The organism is Methyloversatilis sp. (assembly GCF_030696805.1).
In the GTDB taxonomy this organism is placed as follows: Bacteria; Pseudomonadota; Gammaproteobacteria; order Burkholderiales; family Rhodocyclaceae; genus Methyloversatilis.
On record NZ_JAUYRO010000021.1, the window covers coordinates 1 to 18,545 of the forward strand.

The window sequence follows — 18,545 nt, forward strand, 5'->3', positions numbered from 1 at the left end:
GGCAGTGGATCGCCGCTCCCACAGCTGCTCCACAGTCAGCGTTCCGGGGACCGCCAAGCCCGTTCGCCGCCGGCAGCGGACAAGGTGCGCGCGAATAGTCTGTGCAGCGCGCCGCGCGCGACGTCCGCGCCGTCCATCTGCGCACGGACGATGGCGCCTTCGAGGGCCAGCAGCAGGTCTGCCGCCACCTCTGCGGGGCGGGCCAGACCGGCGTCGGCGCACTGCTGTTCGATGCGCGCCGCCAGTTCGCGCTTGTGCGTCACGGTCATCGCGGGCGCATCCGGGCCGGCTTCGGCATGTCCGTTGATGAAGGCGCAACCGCGAAAGCCGGGCGCTCCGAACCAGTCATCAAGCGCATCGGGCAGCGCGGCGAGCCAGTCGCGCGAGGTCAGCCCGGCGAGCCGGCCTTCCAGCCAGGCCATCCAGCGCACATGGCGCAGGTCGAGATAGGCGTCGATCAGCGCCTGCTTGGACGGAAAGTGGCGGTAGAACGACATCTTGGCCACGCCGGACTCGGCGATGATGCGGTCGATGCCGGTGGCGCGCAGGCCGTACCGGTAGAACAGCCGGTAGGCGGTTTCCAGCACGCGCGTTCGCGCATCCTGGTCGGGCAGCGGGCCGGGGCCGGCGAGGTCATCGAGCGAGAAGGTCATCCGCGCATGTTGACAGACAGACCTGTCTTGTTCAAGCATGTAGACAGATCTGTATCACCACCCTTTTTCCAACCCTGCCCGATGGAGCCCGCCATGACCGACGCCCGCCGCCCGCCGCTGCCGCCCTTCACCGCCGACACCGCCGCACAGAAGGTGCGCGCCGCAGAAGACGGCTGGAACAACCGCGATCCGCACAAGGTGTCGCTCGCCTACACGCCGGACAGCCGCTGGCGCAACCGCTCGCAATTCATCAACGGGCGCGCCGGAATCGTCGAGTTCCTGACCGCGAAGTGGGCGAAGGAGCAGGAGTACCGGCTGATCAAGGAGCTGTGGTGCACCGGTGGCAACCGCATCGCCGTGCGTTTCGCTTACGAATGGCATGACGCGGACGGCCATTGGTTCCGCTCCTACGGCAACGAGAATTGGGAATTCGACGAACGCGGCCTGATGGCTCGCCGCCACGCCAGCATCAACGACCTGCCGATCAGCGAAGCCGATCGCCTGTTTCGTTGGCCGCAGGGCCGTCGGCCGGACGACCATCCGGGGCTGAGCGAACTCGGGCTCTGATTCTTCATTGACTTTTCGTTGGTTCGTCGACCGGGCGGTGGCGCGCCCGGGTCGCCGTCAGGGATACTGCACGCCTTTGTCACCACGCACCTTCACCCATGTCCAGCCTGCTTTTCCAGCCCTATGCGCTCGGCCCGCTCCAGCTCGCCAACCGCATCGTCATCGCTCCGATGTGCCAGTACTCGGCGCGGGAAGGCTGCGCCACCGACTGGCATCTGATGCATCTGGGGCAGATGGCGCTGTCCGGCGCCGGTCTGCTCATCATCGAAGCGTCGGCCGTCGAGCCCGAGGGCCGCATTTCGCCGCAGGACCTCGGCCTGTGGTCGGATGCCAACGAAGCGGCGCTGGCGCGCGTGCTCGATGCGGTGCGTACGCATTCGGCCATGCCGATCGCGATCCAGATCGGTCACGCCGGACGCAAAGCATCGGTCGCAAGGCCGTGGGAAGGCGGTGCACAGATTGCGCCGTCGGCCGGCGGCTGGCAGACCGTGGCGCCGTCGGCGCAGCCGCATGCGCCGGGCGAACACGCGCCGGTCCCCCTCGATGCTGCAGGACTTGGACGCATCCGCACTGCGTTCGCCGACACGGCCCGCCGCGCTGCGCGGCTCGGACTGGACGCGATCGAAGTGCACGCCGCGCACGGCTATCTGCTGCACCAGTTCCTGACGCCGCTGGCCAACACGCGCGGCGACGAATATGGCGGCTCGCTGGACAACCGCATGCGCTTCCCGCTTGAAGTGTTCGACGCCGTGCGCGCGGCCTTTCCCGCCGACAAACCGGTCGGCGTGCGCATTTCCGCCAGCGACTGGGTGGACGGCGGCTGGGACGTGGAACAGAGCGTCGTCTTCACGCAGGCGCTGAAGGCACGCGGCGCGGCGTACATTCATGTATCGAGTGGCGGGGCCTCGCCGCTGCAGCAGATTCCGGCGGTACCTGGCTACCAGGTCGCGTTCGCCGAACGCATCAAGCGCGACGGCGGCCTGCCGACCATCGCGGTCGGTCTGATCACCGAAGCGGAACAGGCCGAAGCCATCCTCGCCAGCGGTCAGGCGGATCTGATCGCACTCGCGCGCGCCATGCTGTACGACCCTCGCTGGCCGTGGCACGCCGCCGCGACACTGGGCGCGCAGGTCGACGCCGCACCGCAGTACCTGCGCTGCCAGCCGAGGGAATTCAAGACGCTGTTCCGCTGAAGGGTGCGATGGCGGGCTGCCGGAAAGCTGGAGTTTCGCTGCAGGTAGCGTGCCTGGGGAGCGGTCCTTGTGGGAGCGGCAGCCTCGCCGCGAGCGGCGGTTTCGGCTCAGTACCCGCGTTCGCGGCGCAGCACGAAAGCGCTGGCCATGACGAGCGTCAGCGCGAGCCAGGCCAGCGCCTGCGGGTTGCGCCAGTCGGCAAGCCAGGCGACGGCGCTGCCGAGCACTGCGACGGCGGCGAACAGCGGCGCTTCCGGCAGCGCAGGCAAAGGCGCCAGCCGGGCCCAGGCTGAGGCCAGACCCCACTGCACCGCCGGCAGCAGGAACAGCAGGAAGGGAAAGTCGCGATACCGGCCGTCGACAGCCAGCAGCAGGCCGCTGAATGCCAGACCGAACAGCAGCACCCGGGCCGCAAGGCGCACCGCATCGCCGGGGCCACCGTGCAGCGTCCAGGGCAGCGCGGCCCACATCAGCCAGCCGGCCGCTGCAATGCTCCCCATGGCGGCCCATTCGAGCGGACTGCGGCAGGCCAGCGCGAGATATTCGAACTGCAGCGAAGCGATAACGCCGGCCAGCACGCCGGACACGGCGAACGCGACCGTCGCGGCCGGTCGGCGCACGCGGCCGAGCGTCGATAGCACGAGCGCCAGCGCCAGACCGGCAGCGCCGGCGACCAGTGGCTGCGGCCCGTCGACCCGCTCGGCCAGTGGCCCCTGCCAGGCAAACTTGGCCTGGCCGTCCGAATCGAGCAGACCCCAGAAGCCGCCCACCGTGCCCTCCAGCCGGCGCTTCCACGGCTGGTCGAAAGCTTCGATCAGGTTGTACTGCCAGCCGTGCGTCTGCGCGGCGATGACGAATTCGCGCAGGTAGCGCGCCTGTTCCAGCACACCGGGGCGCGCGCCATCGCGCTGCTTGCCGACGCTGGGCCAGCCGGTTTCGCCGATCACCAGCGGCTTGTCGAAGGTGGCATCGACCGTCTTCATCACGCCCTCGACGTGGGCGATGGCGCGATCGATCGGCTGCGGTTCGTCTTCCCAGTACGGCAGCACATGCACGGTGACGAAATCGACCGACTGCGCGAGGCTCTGGTTCATCAGCCAGAACTCCCACACGTCGGCGTAGGTGACCGGCACATTCGTCGCCGCCTGCGCGCGTTCGATATAGATGCGCATGGCGTCCGGCGTCTGTTCGCGTCGCAGCAGCACCTCATTGCCGACGATCAGGCCGCGCACCACGTCTGCGTGACGGTTGGCCAGTTCGATGGCCTGCGCCAGTTCGCGGTCGTTCTTCAGCTTGTCACCGCCTATCCACGCGCCAAGCAATACCTTCAGCCCGTGCTTGCCGGCCAGCTCTGGCACATGGTGCAGGCCCTGGTCGACCGAATACAGCCGCACGCAGCCGGAAATTTCGGCCAGTCGCGCCAGATCGGCGTCGATCCGCTCGCGCGTGACCCGGAAGTCCGGTTGCAGCGGCGATTCACCCGGGCGGTAATAAGGCGCGTAGGACACGCACTGCAGTTTGCCTGCGTCCGCCGGCACGTCGGCCAGCGGCTGCGCCACATTGCGCTGCCACAGCCAGACCGCCAGCAGCACGAGAACGAAGAAATGGACGAGCGCATAACGCACCCAGCGCGGCGCGGGACGGTTCATTTGTTCAGTGACCGATCACGCTGCCTGGGCCTGCGCCGGCAGCGGCTCGGCTTTTTCAGGCAGTTGGGCGATGAACTGGCAGCCCATGGCGGCAAGGTAGGGCAGCGACTGCAGACCCAGCATGGTCACCCACAGCACGACTTCTATGTTCTGAGTACCGCGCATCATGATCATGGCCCAGGCGGCGGCGATCAGCGCCAGCAGCAGATACGTTTCCTCGCGGATCGGCTGGAAGAACTGGGCCAGACCACTTTCGCCCCTGCCCTTTGCGGTGCGCAGGAATACGCCACGCTTGTGCGTCAGACCGGCGATCACGCCACGCGCGATCGAATGCGACAGACCGAGGCTGACCAGCGATGCGCCGGCGATATCGGCCCACGGACAGTCCATCGCGCGCCGGTACAGGATCGGCCCCATCGCCGCCTTGGCGACCAGCAGGCCGAGCACCGGCGCCAGCATGATGGTGACCGGCAGCGAAAACAGCTTGGGCCAGATCAGCATGGCTGCCGTCCAGGCGATGGCGCCCATCGCGAACACCAGTTGCAGCGCGTCGCCGAACCATGAAAACCAGCCGGTAATGAAGTGATAGCGCTGGCCGCTGTCGAGCTTGCTGCGACCGAACAGCGAACGCCAGTGACCCTTCAGGATCTGCATCGCGCCGAAAGCCCAGCGGAAGCGCTGCGACTTCAGTGCGGCAAAGCTGGCCGGCGTCAGGCCGCGGCCGAATACGCGGTCGATGTAGCGCAGTTCGTCGCCGTTCTCGAGCAGGCGCAGTCCAAGTTCGGTGTCTTCGCAGATGCACCACTCCGACCAGCTGCCCGAACTTTCCAGGCGCGAACGGCGCACCAGCGTCATCGTGCCGTGCTGGATCAGCGCATTGCGCTCGTGCCGGTGGTGCATGCCGATGCGGAAGAAGCCTTCGAACTCCCAGTTGCACATGCGCCGGAACGGGTGGCGCTCCCATTCGCGGTGCGCCTGCGGCGCCTGCACGACGGCCACCTTTTCATCGTGAAAGTGAGGCACCAGTGCACTCAACCAGTCCGGGGTGACCACGTAATCGGCGTCAACCACGCCGACCACGGTGGCCCGCGGGTCGGTCTGCTTCAAGCCGAAATTCAGCGCGCCGGCCTTGAAGCCCGGCCACGGCGACAGATGGAAAAAGCGGAAGCGCGGCCCCAGCTCGGCCATGCGGGCCTCGACCGGCTTCCACAGCGCCTCATCCTTGGTGTTGTTGTCGATAACCAGCACTTCGAAGTGCTGGTAGTCCATGGCAGCCAGACTGTCGATGGTGGCGATCACCATTTCCGGCGGCTCGTTGCAGCAGGCCAGATGCACCGACACGAACGGCTGCTGCTCGGGCGGCAGCGGCTCGGCCGCCTTGTAGGCGCGGCGCCAGCGCGCCTTGAAGAACACCTCGGCGAATTCGAAGCCATTGGTCAACAGCACGCCAGCGGTCAGCATGACGCCGAACACCAGACCGATCAGCGCCGTGAGATCGCGCAGCGTGAAGTAATAGTCTGCCGGCAGCCGGGCCGAAATGACGATGGCGGTGACGCAGGCCTGCACCAGTACGCACATCCACAGCAGGCCGAACATGCTCATGCCCCGCTGTGCGAGGCACAGCAGCAGCATCGGGACCAGCGCAAACACGGTGGCCACGACGGCGTCGTCGATCCAGCCACTGTTGCGGTCGACGCTGCCTTCGAGCGGGAACTTCAACTGGCGGTCGGCATTGAACATGCCCCAGTAGGCGCCGGCCCAGCCTTCGATTTCGATCTTCCACGGCTGGTCGTAGGCTTCGATCAGGAAGTAGTCCAGGTTCTTGCACAGCGAGCGGTACAGGAACTCGCGCACGAAGCGCGCCTGGTTCTCTTCCGAGGCCACGGCGGCCTGGATGGTCGGCCCCTTGCTCGGCCAGCCGATTTCACCGATCAGGATGGGCTTGCCCGGAAAGGCATCGAGCAGTTCCTGATAGCGCGCCATCGCGTAATCGACCGCCTTGTCCGCTGGCAAGCCCTCGTGATACGGCAGCAGGTGAACGGCGAGGTAGTCGACGTGATTGGCCAGTTCGGGGTTTTTCAGCCAGACATGCCAAGGCTCGGCGGTGGACACCGGCAGATCGGTCGCCTCGCGCACCTCTCTCAGGTACTCGATCATTTCCGGCATCGTCACATCGGCGCGCAGCAGTGCTTCGTTGCCGACCATCAGCCGGTCGATGTTGCTGTGCAAGCGGGCGTCGGCCAGCAGCGCACCAATTTCGCGCCGGTTGCGCACCTTGTCGGTATCGATCCACGCGCCGGCGGTGACCTTCAGGTCGTTCTGGCCGGCAAGATCCGACACTTCCGGGTTTTCAGTCGAGTTGTAGGTACGGATGCGGTGGGCGATGCCACCCAGTTGCGCAAGGTCCTGCGCGATCTCGTCATACGACGGGTAGATGCCGCGCAGCGGTGTCTGGTCACGGCGGTAGGGGCTATACGAAAATCCGTCAATGTAGTCGAGCGGTTCGACCAGACTGACCGGCCGGTTCATCACCGCCCACAGGCCGAAGTGGACCGCGGCAACGCCGCCCGCCACGAACAGCGCCATCAGTATCCGGGCGAACGAAATATGTCTTTTCATGCGCGGTGTGCGACCGCGCCATGAGGCGTCGGACGCGGATTTTCCGGTAAGGTTGGGGTCTGCACAAATCGCTGTCCTGACGCGTTGTACATGTCTGCGAACGACCCGTTGTTGCAGCGCGGCGATGCTAACACAGCGAAAATCCGTTGCCCTGTGGCGACGGACTCCGCCTACACTCCCCCGCCCATGAACCGACACCTGTTTCACCGCAACGCGCCGCTCACCGGCCTGATCCTCGCCTTCGCCGCAGCCGTCGCGGCCAGCGCGGCGCTGCGTTACGGGCTGATGGAATCCGACGCGCTGCACGGCGTGTGCGCTGCCGCGAGCGACGACTGGCGCTGCGCTGCAAGGCGCTACGCGCCGCAGCTGTTCATCGACCAGCGCATCGGCTGGCTGGCACTGGCGTCCGGCGCACTGGCCATGGCGACCCGCATCCCCGCGCTGACTGCACTGGCGGTGGTCAGCGGCGGCGCCGGCCTGATTCTGTACAGCGCTGACTACGCCGCCGCCGGACTGCTGCTCGGTCTGGTCGCACTGACCTCGACCCGGTCACGACGCCGCGGCGCGCACTGACTGCCCGGTGCAATGTTAACCGCGCGTAAACCGGCTGTGTGGATTTGTCCGGATTGCATGCGCGGCGCCGGCAAGCCGCTAAGCTTGCCTGCATGACCATCGTAAATCCCAAGCCGCGCATTCTGGTCGTCGACGACGATCCCGACCTGCGCGAACTGCTGCGCGACTATCTCGGCAAGCAGGACATGGACGTGCGCACCGTGGCAGACGGCCCCGGCCTGCGCGCCGCGCTCGCGCATGAAGCATGCGACCTGCTGATTCTCGACGTGATGCTGCCCGGGGACGACGGGCTCGCGCTGTGCCGCGAAATCCGCGCTAAATCGCGCCTGCCCATCCTGATGCTGACCGCGCGCGGTGACGAGCTCGACCGCATCATCGGCCTCGAAATGGGTGCCGACGACTACCTGCCCAAGCCATTCCATCCGCGCGAACTGCTGGCCCGGGTGCGCAGCATCCTGCGTCGTGCGCCGGAACATCCGGACGGCGACGGCAACGTGCGCTCGCTGAAATTTGCTGGCTGGACGCTCGATCTGGGCGCTCGCCACCTGGTGGACGCCGAGGGCGTGGTGACACCGCTGTCGAGCGGCGAATTCCGCATGCTCAACGCGCTGGCCGAAAGCCCGAACCGCGTACTGTCGCGCGACCAGCTGATGGACGTGCTGGCCGGGCGCAGCGCCGGGCCGTTCGATCGCACGGTCGACGTGATGATCAGCCGGCTGCGCCGCCGGCTCGGCGACGACGGGCGCGAGCCGCGCATCATCCGCACGCTGCGCAGCGAAGGCTATGTGCTGTCGGTGCCGGTGGAGAAACACGTTTGAGCGCGTTTTTCTCGCGCCTGATGCCGCGCACGCTGTTCGGCCAGATCCTGCTGACGCTGCTCGGCGGCCTGCTGGTGGCCAACGGCATCGGTCTGTGGCTGGTGGTGGACGACCGTGTGCGCTTGTCGCGGCAGGTACGCAGCGAGTATGCAGCGACCCGGGTGGCCGAATCGATCGCGCTGATCAACGACACCGGCCCGGCCGGCCGGGCCCGTCTGGTGCGGCTGCTGGCAAGCCCGAGCACAGCGCTGTCGCTCGACGAGCCATGGCATGACGACGCGCGGCCGGTGGACGAAGACTTCGAGTCGTTCGCCAGCAAGGTCGGCGAACGTATTGCGGGACGGCATGTGCATCAGGTGATCACGCTGGAACGTCCAAAGGCGCCCGCGGGCGCGCCGGCCGGTGACGCGCTGCCGCTGCGACCGCCGCCTCCGCCACCGCCAGCACTGACCCGACTGCTCTCCAGGCCGCATGCCGAAAATGTGTCGACGCAGGCGCGCCTGGACGACGGGACCGTGGTCACCTTCCGCTACTCGCCGCCACCGGCAGTCGCCGAGCGGCCGCTGCGCATCGTCGGCAGCCTGCTGCTGGTGGCCGTCGTCGTCAGCCTGCTGTCGATCTGGGTGGTGCGCCGGCTGACCCGGCCGCTCGACATGTTCGCGCGCGCCGCCGACGGGCTGGCGCGCGACCTCGAACAGGCCCCGCTGGGCGAATCCGGCCCGCGCGAAGTGGCCGGCGCCGCACGCGCCTTCAACAGCATGCAGCGCGCGCTGCGCACGCTGATCCACACCCGGGCGCAGGCGCTGGCCGGCGTGTCGCATGACCTGCGGTTGCCGATCACGCGCGTGCGGCTGCGCCTCGAACAATTGCCCGAAGGCCCGGTACGCGACGCCATCGAGCGCGACCTTGCCGACATGGAAACGCTGATTGACGACACGCTGGCTTTCCTGCGCGCCGGCGACAGTTCTGAAGCCGCCGCGCCGACCCGGCTCGACGCGCTGGTCGAAGGCGTCGCCGACGACATCGCCGCGCTGGGCGCCGACATCGAAGTGAGCGGCAGCGTGGCGCAGCCGGTCATCGTGCGACCGTCGATCACCCGTCGCTGCCTGGCGAATCTGATGGACAACGCGCGCCGCTACGGCGGCGGCAAGATCCGCGTCACCGTGTCGGGCAACGCCACCGAAGCGCGGGTGGACATCGACGACGACGGCCCAGGCATTCCGGAAGCCGAACGCGAGCGGGTGTTCGAGCCCTATGTGCGGCTGGAGGCGTCACGCGCCCGGCACACCGGCGGCAGCGGCCTGGGTCTCGCGATCGCCCGCGCCGTGGCCCGCGCGCAGGGCGGCGACATCACGCTCAGCCGCCGGCCAGAAGGCGGACTGCGCGCCAGCCTGGTGTTGCCGATCGCCTCCTGAGGCGAGCCGCAACCGGGCCACGATCCAAGATTGCGAGGCGGCACCTCGGGGTTGCACCAGGGTCGTCCCGAAGGCCGCCCGGCAGGTGATCTGCGGTCTCGGAGTACGCGCTGTCGCCTGATCAACGCACGCATCGCGGACAGGGTCCGCTCCTGCGAAAAACGTCGCCAGCTGCGAAGCCCTCGCGGTTTTCGTAGGAGCCGTCCCACGGTCGGCCCTGCATGGCCGACCGGCTCCACGGGCGGCGAGCCGTGCTCGCCGAAACCCCCGCTCCGCCCCTGCAGGCGATCCCGGTCTCCAAAATGGCGACTCCGCTTGATCAACGCGCCTATCGCGGACAGGGTCCGCTCCTACGAAAAACGTCGCGAGTCTTGAAGCCGTCGCGGTCTTGGCGGGCACAGCCCCGGCGCCTGCATCGCAGGCTGCCGCTACTTGCGCGCCTGCAGGGCCTCGACCGCGGGCGGGTATTTCTGGTCGGCCGAGCTACGCAGCCAGCGCAGCGATTCGTCGCTGTTGCGCGATTGGCCGGCGCCGGTTTCGAGCATGACCGACAGCGCGTACTGCGCTTCCGCTTCGCCCTTCTCCGCCGCAACACGGAACAGCCGCGCAGCTTCGGCCAGATCGCGCGGCACACCGCGGCCCGACTCGTAGGCCCAGGCGAGGCGGGTGACACCACGCGCATCACCCGCGTCGGCCAGCGCACGATACTGCGTCACCGCGTCGCCGTGCCGCCCTTCGGCTTCAAACTTGCGGGCGTCGGCCAAGGCACGGTCGGCGGCGCTGCCGTCCGGTGCATTGCCAGTCAGCGCGGCAAGCAGGGTGACCGCTTCCTGATCGCCGCCGTCGGCCGCCACCTTCAGCCAGCGGCGCGCGTTATCGGGCTCGGGCGCGCCGAGCTTGCTGGTCTGCAGCAGCAGGCCGAGACGCAGCGCTGCATTGCGGCTGCCGGCCAGTGCGCCCTGTTCGTAACGATAGCGCGCCTGCTGCGGGTCGCGCGGCTCCCCCAGCCCGTCTTCGGCCAGGATGCCCAGATTGAACCAGGCCTCGCCGCTGCCGCGCTCGGCCAGCACGGTCCAGATGCGTTTGGCGTCGTCGTAGTGCGCCATCTTGAATTCGGCATAGCCCTTGTACAGCCCCCAGGACGGCTTGCGGATGGCTTCGTCGATGTCCGCTTCGGTCAGCGCGAACGCCGACAGCGGCAACAAGCCGAGGGCGACCAAGGCGTGCAGCAGGCGGTGCGGTCGAAAACGTCGCTTGTTCAATGTGGGTCTCCCGATGGTCTTCCCGGGCGCTGCCGGCAGAATGCGGCAGCGCTCATCGGGAATGTCTTGTTTGCTTGACAGCTTTACGTACGAAGGAGTTTCCCCGTCGATAAGGATTTCGATCTGGCCGACGTGTGCTAGCGTCGCGAACCGCCGCTTCATGACACGCCTGCTGTCGCACGATGACGTCTTCCCAGTTCGGTCCAATCCGCTTCGTGCTCGCCGCGGCGTTTGCCTGCGCGCTGCTCGTTGTGTTGTCCTGCACGCCCGCCTTCGCTGGCGACATGACGCTGGAAGCACTGTCGGCGCGCTTTCCGCCGCCGCTGCATGTGCAACCGAAACTGGCCGACATTCCCGCCTGGCCGATCACCAGCGAACTGGAACCGGAAGGCGGACCGATCGGCTATGTGTTCGAGTCGATCGATCTGGCGCCCATCCCGGGGTTCGAAGGCACGCCGATGAATCTGCTGGTGGCGATCGACCGCAAGGGCAACTTCATTGACGTATCGGTGCTGCGCCAGCACGAACCGGTGTTCCTGAGCGGCCTGGGCGAAACGCCGCTGAACGAGTTCGTGCGCCAGTACGCCGGCAAGAACCTGCGCCAGGACTTCACGGTGTCGTCGGCCTACGGCAACACGAAAGCCGGCGTCGCCGACAACCGCGTGGTGCTGGACGGCGTCACGAAGGCCACCGCGTCGGTACGCATCGTGAACCAGACCGCGCTGGCCGCCGGGCTGGCGGTGGCGCGCGCCAAGCTGGGTTTCGCCGACCCCGGCACACGCGGCCCGCCCGCGGAAGTGCGCAGCGATGTCTATGAACCATTGGACTTTCCGGCGCTGGTCGAGCGCGGCTTGGTCGGGCGTCTGCGCGTGACACACGCCGAGGCGGAAAAGCTGTTTGCCGGCAGCGAAGGCGAAGGCGTCGACGAAGACGCGCTGCGCAGCCCGGGCGACACGCTGATCGAGCTTTACGTCGCCTATCTGAATGCGCCGACCGTCGGCCGCACCGTGCTGGGCGAGGCGCGCTACGCCGACCTGATGGACAAGCTCGAACCCGGCCAGCACGCGCTGTGGCTCGCCAGCACCGGGCGCGACGCGGTGCTCGACGACAGCTTCGTGCCCGGCACCGCTCCGCCCAAACTGCAACTGACCCAGGGCGGCTACCCGGCGGAAATGCGCGATCTGGTGTTCGAGCACCCGGCGCCGGCCGGCGCGCCCGCCTTCAATGCCTCCGGCGTGTTCCGCATCTATGCCGCGTCCAGTCTCGACCCGGCGCAGCCCATTCAGGTCACGCTCACGCTGACCCGCGCCAAGGGCATCATGCTGCCGCGCATCACCAATAAGACCGTGGCGCTCGACTACGCGCTGCCCGAGCGGCTGTTCGTGTATCCGCCGAAGCCGCTGCCGGAATGGCTCATCGCCTGGCAGGGCCGCTGGCCGGATCTGGCGTTGATAGGCGCTGCGCTCGTGCTGCTGTCGGTCGTGCTGGCAAGGCCGCAGTGGATGGCTAAGGACGCGCGCCGGCTGGTGGCGTTCCGCAGCGGCTTCCTGCTGTTCACGCTGGTGTTCATCGGCTGGTATGCGCAGGGACAGTTGTCCATCGTGCAGATCACCGGCGCAATCAAGACGCTGGTGGCCGGCCAGAGCCTCAAGAGCTTCCTGTACGACCCGGTGTCGCTGCTCATCATCACGTTCACGCTGGTGAGTTTCTTCATCTGGGGCCGCGGCACGTTCTGCGGCTGGCTGTGCCCGTTCGGCGCGCTGCAGGAATTCATCGCGATGGCGGCGCACAAGCTGCGCATACCGCAGATCCGCCTGCCCGCCCTGCTCGCCCGCACGCTCGACCGCGGCCGCTACGTCATCCTGCTCGTGCTGGTGGCCGCCGCCGCATTCACGCCCGACCTGGCAACCGCGCTGGTCGAGGTCGAGCCATTCAAGACGGCGATCACGGTCGGCTTCGACCGCACGTGGCCCTATGTGGCCTGGGCCGTCGGCCTGCTGCTGGCGGGCGCCTTCAGCTACAAGTTCTTCTGCCGCTTCGTGTGCCCGCTGGGCGCCGCCATGGTACTAGGCGGCAAGCTGCGCCGCTTCGACTGGCTCGCGCGACGCGCCGAATGCGGCAAGCCGTGCCAGACCTGCCGCCATCGCTGCGAATACGATGCCATCGACCGCAGCGGCGAAATCCGCTACGACGACTGCTTCCAGTGCCTGGACTGCGTCGGCATCCACGCCGATGCAAAGCGCTGCGCGCCGGTGCTGCTGTATGCGAAGAAGGGCCGCACCGTGAAACCCTTCCCGATTCCGGTCAGAACCGGAAGCGCGCAATGAGGGCGGCGCCGTCATCGTCTGCATATATGTAAACGGGGTGCGACACCCGGCACCCGGATGACGCGGACATCCATCGCGCACCCGGCGCACTCAAGCTGTTAAATTCCGGGCTTTCCGACGCATCCGTGCGGCCGCGACCGCATGCGGCGCGGGCGCGCAGACATCTCCCGAAGCTTGATCGAAAGGCCTGAATGCCCACGTTGAACTGGATCGGCAAGGACGCCGTCGTCAGACACCACAAGGAGGTGCCCTTCCGCCTGCTCGAACCGGTGCCGGAACTGGGCTGCGGCGAAGCGCAGGGTGCAGACAGCGGCAACCTCATCGTGCAGGGCGACAACCTGCACGCACTCAAGGCCTTGCTGCCGCGCTACGCCGGTCAGGTGAAGTGCATCTACATCGACCCGCCGTACAACACCGGCAACGAAGGCTGGGCCTACAACGACAATGTGAACAGCCCGGAAATCCGCCGTTGGCTGGGCGAGGTCGTGGGCAAGGAAGGCGAAACGCTGGACCGGCACGACCGCTGGCTGTGCATGATGTATCCACGTCTGGTACTGCTGAAGCAGTTCCTGCGGGAGGACGGCGCGATATTCATTTCGATCGACGACAACGAAGTGGCGACGCTGCGCTTGCTGATGGATGAGGTTTTCGGGGCCAAGAATTTCGTCGCGACAGTCTTGTGGCAGAAAGTGTATTCACCGAAGAATTCCGCGCGTCATCTGTCTGAAGACCATGACTACGTGGTCATCTACGCAACGAAGGCTGATTCTTGGAAGCCAAATTTGCTGCCCCGTACCGACGAGCAGAATGCCGCGTACAAGAACCCCGACAAAGATGCTCGCGGGGTCTGGAAAACCAGTGACCTATCCGCTCGTAACTTTTACTCGGATGGCACTTACTCCGTTACTTCACCCTCGGGACGACGTATTGAAGCGCCACCGAAGGGACGGTACTGGACAATCTCGAAAGCTAGATTTGATGAACTAGACCGAGACAATAGAATTTGGTGGGGTAAAGACGGAAACGCTATCCCTCAAACCAAAAGGTTTCTACACGAAGTAAAAGATGGCCGTGTTCCGCAGACGATGTGGTTCTACGGCGACGTAGGGCACTCTCAAGAAGGGAAGAAAGAGCTGCTTGAGCTCGTCGACTTCGATACGTCCGACGACGTCTTCATCACACCCAAGCCGACCCGCCTGATCCAGCGCATCCTGCAGATCGCGACGGACAAGAACTCCATCGTCCTCGATAGCTTCGCGGGTTCCGGCACCACGGGCCATGCGGTGTTGAAGCAAAATTCCGAGGACGGCGGCAACCGACGTTTTCTGATGGTGGAAATGGACGATGGCATCGCCCGCAACGTCACCGCCGAGCGCGTGAAGCGCGTCGCCACCGGCTACACGAACGCCAAGGGCAACGCCGTCGAAGGTTTGGACGGCGGCTTCCAGTTCTGTCGCCTGTCCGCCGAGCCGCTGTTCGACGCCGATGGGCAGATACGGGCCGACGTGCGCTTCGCGCAACTGGCCGAATTCGTGTGGTTTGCCGAAACCGGTACGGGCTTCACCGGCGCGGCCGATTCGCCGCTGCTCGGCGTGCATGAGGGCCGCGCCATCTACCTGCTGTACAACGGCATCCTGAAGGACAAGTCGGCGGCGGGCGGCAACGTGCTGACCGGCCCGGTGTTCGACCTGCTGCCGGCCTTCGCCGGCCCGAAGGTGGTCTACGCGGCGGCCAACCGCATGGGTGGCCGCGCCGCGCGCGAAGGCATCACCTTCAAGCAGACGCCGTACGCGCTCGACCTGTGACCGTGGATCAGGCGCGCAAGGTCATCATCATCGCCGGCCCGAATGGCGCCGGAAAGACCACCTTTGCGCGCGAATTCCTGCCGAACGAGGCGGCGTGCCCAGTGTTCGTGAACGCCGATCTGATTGCTGCGGGCATCTCTCCTTTCGCACCGGAAGCTGCTGCGTTACACGCCGGTCGTCTGATGCTGGCAGAACTGGATCGGCATTTTCTGGCCGGGGAAAGCTTTGCCTTCGAAACCACGTTGTCCGGGCGTGGCTATCTGCGCCACATCAAGCGCTGGCAGCTCGCCGGCTATCGGGTCGAGCTGATCTTCCTGCGGCTGGACAGCCCGGACGAAGCCATTGCCCGCGTGGCGCAGCGGGTGCGTCAGGGCGGGCATGACATTCCGCAAGCGATCATCCGGCGGCGCTTTGCGACCGGGCTGCACCACTTCGAACATCTTTACGCGCCGCAGGTCGATGTCTGGGCGCTGTATGACAATTCCGGCGAATGGCCGCAATTGCTGGACTGGAGCGAATCATGAGCACACCGCGACCGATTGAAACTGCTGCGAACGCTGACCTGCGTGGCTCGTGGGACGCGCTGCAGCGTGCCGCCAAGCGGGCACGCCAGATTGCCGCACAGACCGGCACGGCGATTGTCGTGGTGCGTGACGGCGCGCTGGAACATGTCTATCCCCAACCCGAGGCCACCGCACACACGGTGCAGGAATCCGCCGCCGAGTACGGGAAACGGTCGTGAGTCCCTTTGCGCCCAAGACTTACCAGCGGCAGGTACTCGACAGCATCGAGGCGTACTTCAAGGCCTGCCACGAACTGCCTTCGCCTTCGATCGCCTTCACCGCGACCACCGAGCGACTGTGGGGACGCGGCAACGTGTACCACCCGCTGTCGGGTTTTCCGGCCGACATGCCGTATTTCTGTCTGCGCGTGCCGACCGGTGGCGGCAAGACCTGGCTGGCCGCGAAGGGGGTGGCGCAGGTCAACACACATCTGCTGCGCAGCGAACACAGCGTGATTCTGTGGCTGGTGCCAAGCAAACCCATCCGCGAACAGACGATCAAGGCGCTGAGAAATCGCTCGCACCCCTACCACGCCGCGTTGCGGGAAGCCGGCCCCGTCACGGTGCTGGATCTGGAAGAGGCCAAGAGCGTCACCCGCGCCACGCTGGACACCTCGACCACCGTCATCGTGGCGACGCGGCAGGCGTTTCAGGTGGCGGACGAGGAATGCCGCAAGGTCTATCAGAGCAGCGGCGCGCTGATGCACCACTTCGACACTCTGTCGCTGATGCAGCGCGATGAATTGCTGAGCGAAGGCGAAGGCCCGGCGCGTACGACGCCGTATTCGCTGGCCAACGTGCTGCGGCTGCGCCGCCCTTTCGTCATCGTCGACGAGGCGCACAACAGCCGCACTGAACTGGCATTCGACATGCTGGCGCGATTCCGGCCCAGCGGCGTGATGGAACTGACCGCCACGCCTGACCTCGAGCGCACGCCCAGCAATGTGCTGCACAGCGTGTCGGCCGCCGAGTTGAAGGCGGAAGAAATGATCAAGCTGCCGGTGGTGCTGGAAACCGAACCCAACTGGCAGCAGTGTCTGGCCGACGCCATCGGCCGGCGCAATGCGCTGCAGCAACTGGCCGATGACGAACGCCGCGCCGGTGCGCCCTACCTGCGGCCGCTCGTGCTGATCCAGTCCGAGCCGCGCCGCACCGGTGTCGATACGCTGGACTTCGACAAGGTGCGGCGCGAGCTGATCAGCAATCACGGTGTTCCGGAGAGCGAAATCATCGTCGCCACCGGCGATGAACGGGGGCTGGAACAGATTGATGCCGACTACCCGGGCGGCATCGCCGACCCGGCCTGCCCGGTGAAATTCATCATCACTCAGCGCGCGCTGGCGGAAGGCTGGGACTGCCCGTTCGCGTACATCCTGGTCAGCATGGCCTCGCTGTCGTCGGCCACTGCCGTCGAGCAACTGCTGGGGCGCGTGCTGCGACAGCCGGACGCGCATCACAGACAGGCCGCTGCCCTGAACCGGTCGTATGCCTTCGTGGTGTCGCGCAACTTCGCCGAGACGGCCGGCGCGCTGCGTGACCGCCTGGTGGCCGGTGCCGGCTTCGAGCGGCGTGAAGTGAGCGAATTCGTCACCGCCGCCAGAGCCGATCAGGCGCGGCTCGACCTGGACGGGCACGCCGGCCGCATCGTGGTGCGGCCGGTCGCGATCACCTTGTCGGAAAAACCCGACCTGAGAAGCGTACCCAGGCCGGTGCGCGACAAGGTGAGCTGGGACAGCAAGCTCAACACGCTGACCATCAGCGCGCCACTGACCGAGGATGAGACCGACGCTCTGAAAGCGTCAGTCAGCAGTGAAAGCGCCGCGGCAGCCATCGGGGACGCCGCCGCAATCAGTCGCACCACAGCCATCGAGTTCTTCCAGACACCGGCCGAGCTGGGCGAACGTTTTCGGGTGCCGCAACTCGCGTTGCGGGTTCAGGGCACGCTGCAGTTGTTCGACGACCCGGAAGTGCTGGACTACCCGTGGGACCTGTCACGCTACGACGCGGCGCCGACAGCCGACGACCTGAGCACGCTGGGTCATGGCCTGAAGGTGTCGGAAGGCGGCGAGATCGATGTGGATGGCGAAAGCGGCAAGGTCATTTCGCGCTTCCTGCCGGATCTGCAGCGCGATCTGGGTCTGGTCTACCGGCCGGAGAACTGGGATGAAGTGCGCATCGCGACCTGGCTCTGCCGCAATCTGCCCGAGCCCTCGCTGACCCACGCGAGCAAGCAGGCCTTCGTCGCTGCATGGCTGACCACGCTGCTGAGCCGGGACGGCTTCACCCTCGCCCGCGCCAACCTGCAGAAGTTCATGATCCGCAATCTGCTGGAAGCACGCATCCGGGCGCTGCGCCAGCAGGCGGTCGGCAACGCGTTCCAGCAGGCGCTGTTCGGCGACGACGCGGCATCGCGCGTGGCGGTGACCGATCAGTACGCGTTCGAATTTCATGCGCAGGCCTACGCCCCCAGCCGCGATTACGACGGCCGTTTCGGGCACTTCGATTTTCGCAGGCACTTTTACGGGCGCATGGGCGACTTCGACAGCCGGGAAGAGTTCGAGTGTGCCTGCTGGCTCGACATTCAAGCGCAGCAAGGCTGCATACGCTTCTGGGTGCGCAACCTAGTTCGCCGCGAGGGAAGTTCGTTCTTTCTGCAGAAGGCCGACGGGCGCTTTTACCCGGACTTTCTGTGCCGGCTACCCGACACCGGGGAGGCGGCCGGCGCGATTCTGGCGGTCGAGTACAAAGGCGCGGATCGCTGGGCTGCCGCGGCGGATGACCGCCTGATCGGCGACTTGTGGGCGGGGCTGTCAGGCGGTCGCTGCCGGTTCGTGATGGTCAGCGACCGGCAATGGGATCGGATCGCCGAAGCGTTGAGCTGAGACGAAGTCCCGACACGAACGGCGCCTGATCAGTCCCAGCGCTGCACGGCACTTTCGTCGCTGTCGCGCGCATCGACCCAGCGGCTGCCGTCGGGCGTGTCCTCGCGCTTCCAGAACGGCGCGCGCGTCTTCAGGTAGTCCATGATGAATTCGCAGGCGGCGAAGGCTTCGCCGCGGTGACTGCCTGCCACGATGACCAGCACGATGCGGTCGGCCGGTT

15 protein-coding genes are annotated in these 18,545 nt (G+C 66.6%); 10 read left to right on the forward strand and 5 right to left on the reverse strand.

Annotated elements, in window-relative coordinates; translation table 11 throughout:
- Positions 1–35 precede the first annotated feature (35 nt).
- Positions 36–653, reverse strand: coding sequence for a TetR/AcrR family transcriptional regulator (locus Q8R75_RS02735; protein ID WP_305626527.1), 618 nt, complete (start codon positions 651–653; stop codon positions 36–38).
- Between the two features lie 93 nt (positions 654–746).
- On the opposite strand from Q8R75_RS02735, the gene Q8R75_RS02740 reads away from it, so the two are divergent.
- Together Q8R75_RS02740 and Q8R75_RS02745 are read left to right on the forward strand one after the other, a co-directional pair.
- Positions 747–1,220, forward strand: coding sequence for a nuclear transport factor 2 family protein (locus Q8R75_RS02740; protein WP_305626528.1), 474 nt, complete (start codon positions 747–749; stop codon positions 1,218–1,220).
- Between the two features lie 98 nt (positions 1,221–1,318).
- Positions 1,319–2,413 (forward strand): NADH:flavin oxidoreductase/NADH oxidase, encoded by a 1,095-nt coding sequence (locus tag Q8R75_RS02745; RefSeq protein WP_305626529.1) that lies wholly within the window; start codon positions 1,319–1,321, stop codon positions 2,411–2,413.
- 107 nt (positions 2,414–2,520) lie between these two features.
- Here Q8R75_RS02745 and Q8R75_RS02750 read toward each other — a convergent pair whose 3' ends face one another.
- Positions 2,521–4,062 (reverse strand): glucan 1,3-beta-glucosidase, encoded by a 1,542-nt coding sequence (locus tag Q8R75_RS02750; protein WP_305626531.1) that lies wholly within the window; start codon positions 4,060–4,062, stop codon positions 2,521–2,523.
- Positions 4,063–4,077: 15 nt separating this feature from the next.
- Positions 4,078–6,681 (reverse strand): glycosyltransferase, encoded by a 2,604-nt coding sequence (locus Q8R75_RS02755; RefSeq protein ID WP_305614547.1) that lies wholly within the window; start codon positions 6,679–6,681, stop codon positions 4,078–4,080.
- Between the two features lie 186 nt (positions 6,682–6,867).
- Here Q8R75_RS02755 and Q8R75_RS02760 point away from each other — a divergent pair, with 186 nt between their 5' ends.
- The 3 genes from Q8R75_RS02760 (at position 6,868) to Q8R75_RS02770 (ending at position 9,487) form a co-directional block, all read left to right on the forward strand.
- A complete protein-coding gene (locus tag Q8R75_RS02760) occupies positions 6,868–7,254 on the forward strand; it encodes a hypothetical protein (RefSeq protein WP_305626532.1) in 387 nt (128 codons plus the stop codon).
- A gap of 92 nt (positions 7,255–7,346) precedes the next feature.
- On the forward strand, positions 7,347–8,072 hold the full coding sequence (locus tag Q8R75_RS02765; protein ID WP_305614549.1) for a response regulator: 726 nt from the start codon (positions 7,347–7,349) through the stop codon (positions 8,070–8,072).
- Positions 8,069–9,487: an ATP-binding protein gene (locus Q8R75_RS02770; RefSeq protein ID WP_305626535.1), complete on the forward strand. Its 1,419-nt coding sequence runs from the start codon at positions 8,069–8,071 to the stop codon at positions 9,485–9,487. Before Q8R75_RS02765 ends, Q8R75_RS02770 begins: the two co-directional genes overlap by 4 nt.
- A 428-nt stretch (positions 9,488–9,915) precedes the next feature.
- On the opposite strand, the gene Q8R75_RS02775 is transcribed toward Q8R75_RS02770, so the two are convergent.
- Positions 9,916–10,749: a tetratricopeptide repeat protein gene (locus tag Q8R75_RS02775; RefSeq protein ID WP_305626113.1), complete on the reverse strand. Its 834-nt coding sequence runs from the start codon at positions 10,747–10,749 to the stop codon at positions 9,916–9,918.
- A 182-nt stretch (positions 10,750–10,931) separates the two neighbouring features.
- Here Q8R75_RS02775 and Q8R75_RS02780 point away from each other — a divergent pair, with 182 nt between their 5' ends.
- The 5 genes from Q8R75_RS02780 (at position 10,932) to Q8R75_RS02800 (ending at position 18,325) form a co-directional block, all read left to right on the forward strand.
- A complete protein-coding gene (locus Q8R75_RS02780; RefSeq protein ID WP_305626112.1) occupies positions 10,932–13,076 on the forward strand; it encodes a 4Fe-4S binding protein in 2,145 nt (714 codons plus the stop codon).
- A 191-nt stretch (positions 13,077–13,267) separates the two neighbouring features.
- Complete coding sequence (locus Q8R75_RS02785) at positions 13,268–14,881, forward strand: site-specific DNA-methyltransferase (protein WP_305626111.1); 1,614 nt, start codon at positions 13,268–13,270, stop codon at positions 14,879–14,881.
- Positions 14,878–15,405, forward strand: coding sequence for a zeta toxin family protein (locus Q8R75_RS02790; protein ID WP_305663503.1), 528 nt, complete (start codon positions 14,878–14,880; stop codon positions 15,403–15,405). Before Q8R75_RS02785 ends, Q8R75_RS02790 begins: the two co-directional genes overlap by 4 nt.
- Positions 15,402–15,623: a hypothetical protein gene (locus Q8R75_RS02795; protein WP_305612708.1), complete on the forward strand. Its 222-nt coding sequence runs from the start codon at positions 15,402–15,404 to the stop codon at positions 15,621–15,623. Before Q8R75_RS02790 ends, Q8R75_RS02795 begins: the two co-directional genes overlap by 4 nt.
- Complete coding sequence (locus Q8R75_RS02800) at positions 15,620–18,325, forward strand: DEAD/DEAH box helicase family protein (RefSeq protein ID WP_305612707.1); 2,706 nt, start codon at positions 15,620–15,622, stop codon at positions 18,323–18,325. Before Q8R75_RS02795 ends, Q8R75_RS02800 begins: the two co-directional genes overlap by 4 nt.
- A 29-nt stretch (positions 18,326–18,354) precedes the next feature.
- Here Q8R75_RS02800 and Q8R75_RS02805 read toward each other — a convergent pair.
- Positions 18,355–18,545: molybdenum cofactor biosynthesis protein MoaE (locus Q8R75_RS02805; protein ID WP_305663504.1), on the reverse strand; the 191-nt coding region annotated here is incomplete at its 5' end.

Excerpts from the sequence above, each read along its gene's own strand:
- Q8R75_RS02735 (WP_305626527.1), bottom strand. The coding sequence starts at position 653 with ATGACCTTCTCGCTCGATGACCTCGCCGGCCCCGGCCCGCTGCCCGAC.
- Q8R75_RS02740 (WP_305626528.1), top strand. The coding sequence starts at position 747 with ATGACCGACGCCCGCCGCCCGCCGCTGCCGCCCTTCACCGCCGACACC.
- Q8R75_RS02745 (WP_305626529.1), top strand. The coding sequence starts at position 1,319 with ATGTCCAGCCTGCTTTTCCAGCCCTATGCGCTCGGCCCGCTCCAGCTC.
- Q8R75_RS02750 (WP_305626531.1), bottom strand. The coding sequence starts at position 4,062 with ATGAACCGTCCCGCGCCGCGCTGGGTGCGTTATGCGCTCGTCCATTTC.
- Q8R75_RS02755 (WP_305614547.1), bottom strand. The coding sequence starts at position 6,681 with ATGAAAAGACATATTTCGTTCGCCCGGATACTGATGGCGCTGTTCGTG.
- Q8R75_RS02760 (WP_305626532.1), top strand. The coding sequence starts at position 6,868 with ATGAACCGACACCTGTTTCACCGCAACGCGCCGCTCACCGGCCTGATC.
- Q8R75_RS02765 (WP_305614549.1), top strand. The coding sequence starts at position 7,347 with ATGACCATCGTAAATCCCAAGCCGCGCATTCTGGTCGTCGACGACGAT.
- Q8R75_RS02780 (WP_305626112.1), top strand. The coding sequence starts at position 10,932 with ATGACGTCTTCCCAGTTCGGTCCAATCCGCTTCGTGCTCGCCGCGGCG.
- Q8R75_RS02785 (WP_305626111.1), top strand. The coding sequence starts at position 13,268 with ATGCCCACGTTGAACTGGATCGGCAAGGACGCCGTCGTCAGACACCAC.
- Q8R75_RS02795 (WP_305612708.1), top strand. The coding sequence starts at position 15,402 with ATGAGCACACCGCGACCGATTGAAACTGCTGCGAACGCTGACCTGCGT.